This is a genomic window from Desulfonatronum zhilinae (assembly GCF_900182865.1).
In the GTDB taxonomy this organism is placed as follows: Bacteria; Desulfobacterota; Desulfovibrionia; order Desulfovibrionales; family Desulfonatronaceae; genus Desulfonatronum; species Desulfonatronum lacustre.
This window is the reverse complement of sequence record NZ_FXUJ01000059.1, coordinates 1-5,132: the sequence shown is the minus strand read 5'-3', so window position 1 is coordinate 5,132 and position 5,132 is coordinate 1. Positions and strand designations below refer to the sequence as shown.

The window sequence follows — 5,132 nt, the reverse complement described above, 5'->3', positions numbered from 1 at the left end:
ATTTCCCCGGTCTGATCGTCCATCACCTCCTTGGCAAAGTCGCGCAGTTCCTGGCGTTCGGTCACGGCCAGGATCTGCTTGGCGCTGTCCACGGCTTCCTGATGGTGAGGGATCATTTCCACGAGAAATTCCAACTCGCTGCCCACTTGATGTTGATGTTCATGTTCCGCCGCATCCGCCGGGCCGTGCGAACCGGCCATGAACAGCATGCTCAAGGCCGTAAGGGGCATCCAGAACGTCATGAGACTCAGTGCTTTCATCATCGCTTCTCCTTGTCGTGGTTGAATATCCATGATGCCGCGCCCGCCCCGCGAACCGGACGAAAGACCGGCGATATCGATCCGGAATGCGGGACGGGGTTCGTTCGTACGCTTACTTCTTCATTCTTGTGTCGCGGAGGACTCCTCCAGAAGTCCTTCCATCATGATCTGCATCATTTCCATTTTTTCGTGCATCATTTTGGAGCATTTCATCATGCCCGCCCCCATCATTCCGTTGCCTTCTCCTTTCTTCTCGTGTCCGGACATCATCGGACACTTGGGCATGTCTTTCATCATCGCCATGCCTTTTTTCATATCTCCCATCTGCGCCTTCATCAGTTCCCGGCGTTCTTGAGGGGTAGTGGCGGCCTTGATTTTTTCCATCCTGGCCTTCATGCCCTGCATATGCCCCTGCATCATTTCCATACGTTCATTCACCCCCTGTTCGGTCGCTTCGAATTCGGCGGCATCGACAGGCGCTTCCGGTGCTCCGTGGTCGGTGTGGGAATCGTGAGCCGTCTGCGCCGTGGCAAACGTGCCGAAGAAAAGCAACATACAACACGCGATCACTCCAAATACATTCTTCATGATGTCCTCCTTTCATGCGGTTTAGGTTGCGGGCGGTGCGCGACGACACGCACCGCCCCTTGAAAATCGTCGACTACGGCTTGATGTAGTATTGTCTGGACTTGTTGGCCACGCTGTGGATGTCGTCCAGGGTATGGCAATTCTGGCAGCGCAGTTGGAGCAGGAAGCTGGCTCCGGCCCGGTGCTTGTCCGGGCTGGTCAGGTGCTGCAGGCTGACCTGGCCGGGGAGATACAGGGCGGATTTCAGTGGCTCGATCCCGGCCCAGTCCACGGAGGAAACGTCGTCCACCATGATCGCCTTGATGTCGGCGTGGGATTCCGCGTTGCCCAAGGTGTAGGGAAAGGAGATGTGGTGCCACAGCCTTCCGGCGGAAATGTCATGCACGGCAAAGGCCATGTTATAGACGGTCTCGTCCAGCAGACCGGCCAAATCCACGTCGTCCACCAGTTCGAAGCCGGTGCTCAGGTCGCGGTACAGGGTGAGGTTCCAGATGTTGTTCGCAGAGTCGAACTCTTGTTCCGAGACGATGTCGTGCTGGCTTGAATCATAGATGAATCCGACACTGCGGGTGACCAGCGCACCGGGCTCCATCCTGGAGACGATGTCGTCCAGCATGGCCTCGGCCTGCTGGGCGGTGCGCACGCCGAGCTGGTCGGCCCAGAATTCCTCCCAGCCGGGCCGGAAGTTCGGGCGTTCCAGGCCGTTGGCCAGGTAGAGCAGATAAAGCACGTCCACGGCATTGGTCTTGTCCACCGGGTCGAAATCCAGGTCCTGGAAGATAACCTTCAAGGGCATGTAGTCCAGGCTGGTGAGAGCCGCGAGTTGTTCCTTGCTCTTGATCAGCCTGCCCGCTTCATCGGCCAGAAAATAGTTGCCGAAGGTCACCTTGTCCGGGTTGAACACGAATCGCGGCAGTCCGGCGTCCTTCCACTCGCCAATGTGCAGGGGCTGGTCTTCGCGTTGCCGGTCCCCGCGTTCTCGGACCCAGTTGGTCGGCGGCGAGCCCAGGGAGTCGCGCTTGCGTCCGTTGTACACGGTTCCGAACTTGCCCTTGCTGATGTAGGTGTCTTCGGCATAGCCCATGGGCCCGCTCCGGCCTCCGCGCCAGTGCCACATGTCCAGGCCGAAGGCGTCCACGTCCGCGTCCGTCTCGGCCAGGACGTAATGCCGGGAGTCGCCAAGGGTTTCGGGCATGCTCCGCAAGTCCACGTGGCAAGCCGCGTAGCAACCGGTATTGGCAAAGCCCTTGATGGGGCGGCGTGGGTCTTCAAACATGATGCTCAGCCGGTCCTCGTCAATGGCGCGATCTCCGGTCAAGCGCTCCCATTTTTCGCCGTCATACCCTACCAGATCGTGGAATTGGCCCGCGAACTCCTTGGAACTTTCCCAGCGGAAGTTCAGGGCGATACGCTGCTGGTCCATGGCCGCCCGGACTTCCACGCCAAGCACCGGAGCATCCGGGTCGGTGATCAAGGCCCGATCACCGACCATGTGCTTGCGGGGATCCTCGCACCCGGAAAGGACGACCGCCAGAAACAGAAAGCCAAAAACTGCCAGTATCTTCTTCATGAACATCATGGAAACAGCCTCCTCGATGATGGTTGTTCGTAACATACGCCAATGCGGTCCGATCATGCGAACGTCGTCAGCCCCTGACGGCGTTTTCTTCCGCCAGCGGCAGGCTCGGAGCGTCCGGTTCATCACGGGAAACGGGCGCGGGCCGAGGCATCGTCGCCTCCGCATGCCGGGGTGCCTGATCCAGGGAGAGATACCGCTCCCCGAACATGTACATCAGCACAGCGGCGGCAACGGTCCCGAGCATCAGTCCCCATTCGGCTGGAGTACTGGCATAGGCGGCGATGGTCCCGTCGATGGATTGGCGCAGCTGTCCGGCGAGCACGAAAATATGCTTGTCCACATACATGCCGATCAGCACCAGCAGACCGGCCAGTTCAATGGCGCTGCTTTTGCGCTTGGTGCGCGTGAGCAGCAACAGGAAGGGTGCGAGGATACCCACTCCCAGGAAGAGCACCCAAAACTGCAGGCCGTAGGGCGAGGAAATGATGAAAAAGGCGTCCGGAACCTTCACGTAGACCGAGGCGATCAACCGCCACACGGTGAAGACCAGGCCGATGCCCAAAAGCACGGTCAGAATGGTCCCCAGTTCCCGGAGGGCCTGTTGCAGGTCGTCGCCCATGGACTTGCCGTTCAGGGAGTAGGTCAGGATGGTCATGAAGATCATGGCCGCAATTCCGGAGATGACCGCGGAAAAGACGAACCAGACCGGAGTGCCGCTGCCGAACCACAGAGTGCGGTCCAGAATCACCGAGAAAATGCCGCCCAGGATGCTCGTGGCCACCACCGCGGCGATCAGCGTGATCACGGAAAAGATGTAGGCCATGCGCGCGTAACCCTTGTGGATGGCCCAGAATTCCGAGAGCAGCAGAACGAGATAGACGCCGTAGACCGTGCCCATCCACCACAGCGGGGAACTCAGGCTGGGGTAGAGGATGAAGTGGTGCATCCTCGAGAACTGCCCCAGGTCCATGGCCAGCATGGCCAAGGCTGGGACCAGAAAGGACACGGCCAGAAAGTGGGCCCGTTTCTGGAGCAGCTGAAAGCGCTTGATGTTCAGCAGTTCAAAGAAGTTGGCGGTCAGACAGAGTCCGCTGGCGGCCAGGGCCAGAAAGACGTATCCGGCAATGATCACGTTCCAGGGAACCTGATCCGTGGAGCCGAACACCTCCTGACCCTTGAGCTGGATTTGCACGGCGCTGAACACCCCCAGGGCCAGCAGCGCCAGGCATGCGAACAGCAACAGGTAGATCAACGCGCTTTTGCGCGGTCTCGTTTCCGTGTTGGGCATGGCCTAGACCCTCCTCTCGGTTTTGGGCAACCCGTAAAAAATCTGCGGCCGGGTCAGTTTTTCCGGCAGCAGTTGGATGCCCTTGCGCTCGAAAATCACCCTGGAGACGTCGCTGCGCGGGTCGTTCAGGTCGCCGAAATAGCGGGCGTCCGCCGGACAGGCCTCGGTACAGGCCGTGGTGATGTTCCCGGCGTCGATTCTGTGCTGGCAGAAGGTGCACTTCAGGACCACGCCGCCCGGATAGCTCCCGCCCGCCGGGTGCGGCCTGCTGTAGGTGAAGGGCGGCTTCTTGTTGAAGTGCCGGACCTGATACGGACAGGCCTGCATGCAGTACTTGCAGCCGATGCACCGCTTGAGGTCCTGGACCACGATCCCATCGGCCCGCTTATAGGTGGCTTGCACCGGACAGACCGGAACACAGGCCGGATCCTCGCAGTGCATGCACTGCATGGGTTGGAAATGGGTGTCCAGGTAGGCGGCTCGTGGCTCTTCCTTAGCCAGCACGTTGATGTAGCCGATGCCCCGCGGGGTGTTGTTCTCTCGGATGCAGGCCACGGTGCAGGCGTTGCAGCCCACGCATTTCTCCAGGTCGATGAACATGCCGTAGCGTGGGGCGTCGTCGGTTTTGAGCACCGCGGGCAAGGAGACCCGCGCTCCGGCCTGAAGCACCGCCAAAGGCGTCAGGCCGATTGCGCCGGAGACCCCCACGACTCCAGCCAGACGAATGAAATTCCTGCGGGAAAAATCCATATGATCCCTCCTCGTTGGGGTTGAGAACAGAATTGTCGTCAGAGTCAGGGCAAGCTGAAGTGAGGTTGGGTGTTGCCTCGCCGCACGAGTTCTTGCGGCGTGTCGACACGGGTTCAAGGCATACGGAGTAGCAAGCAGGGTCGTATCGTGCCGGGAAGAGAGATTTCAGCGAAGCAGCTTCACGCTGGAACCCCGGCTGGGCGAGCTTGGAGAGTCCGCGCCTTGGAAAGGGAATCAGGCGTGTTCAGGAGGGAAGCCGGCGGGGGTCGCGAATACGTCGGGCGGGTCCAAGGACGATACGGAAGGAGAAGAAAAAGAATGCGGAGAGGAAAAGACGACTTCGGCAAACTGGGACGCGCAAAAAGACAGGCAGTGCAGACACGTACAGACTCTGGTCATGCAGGGGGCAGGGGGCGCGTCCGGGCCAGGCAGGGAGTAACAAGCGGAATCGGACAAGTCTGAGAGACCAAAGTCCATGGCAATACAATCGAAACCGCTTACGGCAAACAACATTCCGAGCAGAACGGCGAGCGTCAGGATTTTTTGTTGGCCCATTGACATAGGAAAACGCTCACTAGTGTCCCAACATTGTCATTGCCAAGACATGTATTTGTTTGAAATTAATGGATTAATAGGAGTTTTTGCCATGTAACGACTTGAAAGGCTT

5 protein-coding genes are annotated in these 5,132 nt (G+C 59.3%); all 5 read right to left on the bottom strand.

Annotated elements, in window-relative coordinates; all coding sequences use genetic code 11:
* On the bottom strand, positions 1-263 hold a 263-nt coding region (locus tag AC559A_RS18695), incomplete at its 3' end, for a DUF305 domain-containing protein (protein ID WP_498819211.1).
* 117 nt (positions 264-380) lie between these two features.
* Entirely contained in the window at positions 381-848 is a 468-nt protein-coding gene (locus tag AC559A_RS18690; protein ID WP_498819210.1) for a hypothetical protein, read from the bottom strand.
* 73 nt (positions 849-921) lie between these two features.
* Complete coding sequence (locus AC559A_RS18685; protein ID WP_498819209.1) at positions 922-2,463, bottom strand: ethylbenzene dehydrogenase-related protein; 1,542 nt, start codon at positions 2,461-2,463, stop codon at positions 922-924.
* A 31-nt stretch (positions 2,464-2,494) separates the two neighbouring features.
* Positions 2,495-3,715: an NrfD/PsrC family molybdoenzyme membrane anchor subunit gene (nrfD, locus tag AC559A_RS18680; RefSeq protein WP_498819208.1), complete on the bottom strand. Its 1,221-nt coding sequence runs from the start codon at positions 3,713-3,715 to the stop codon at positions 2,495-2,497.
* A gap of 3 nt (positions 3,716-3,718) precedes the next feature.
* On the bottom strand, positions 3,719-4,465 hold the full coding sequence (dsrO, locus tag AC559A_RS18675) for a sulfate reduction electron transfer complex DsrMKJOP subunit DsrO (protein ID WP_498819207.1): 747 nt from the start codon (positions 4,463-4,465) through the stop codon (positions 3,719-3,721).
* Between the last annotated feature and the right edge of the window lie 667 nt (positions 4,466-5,132).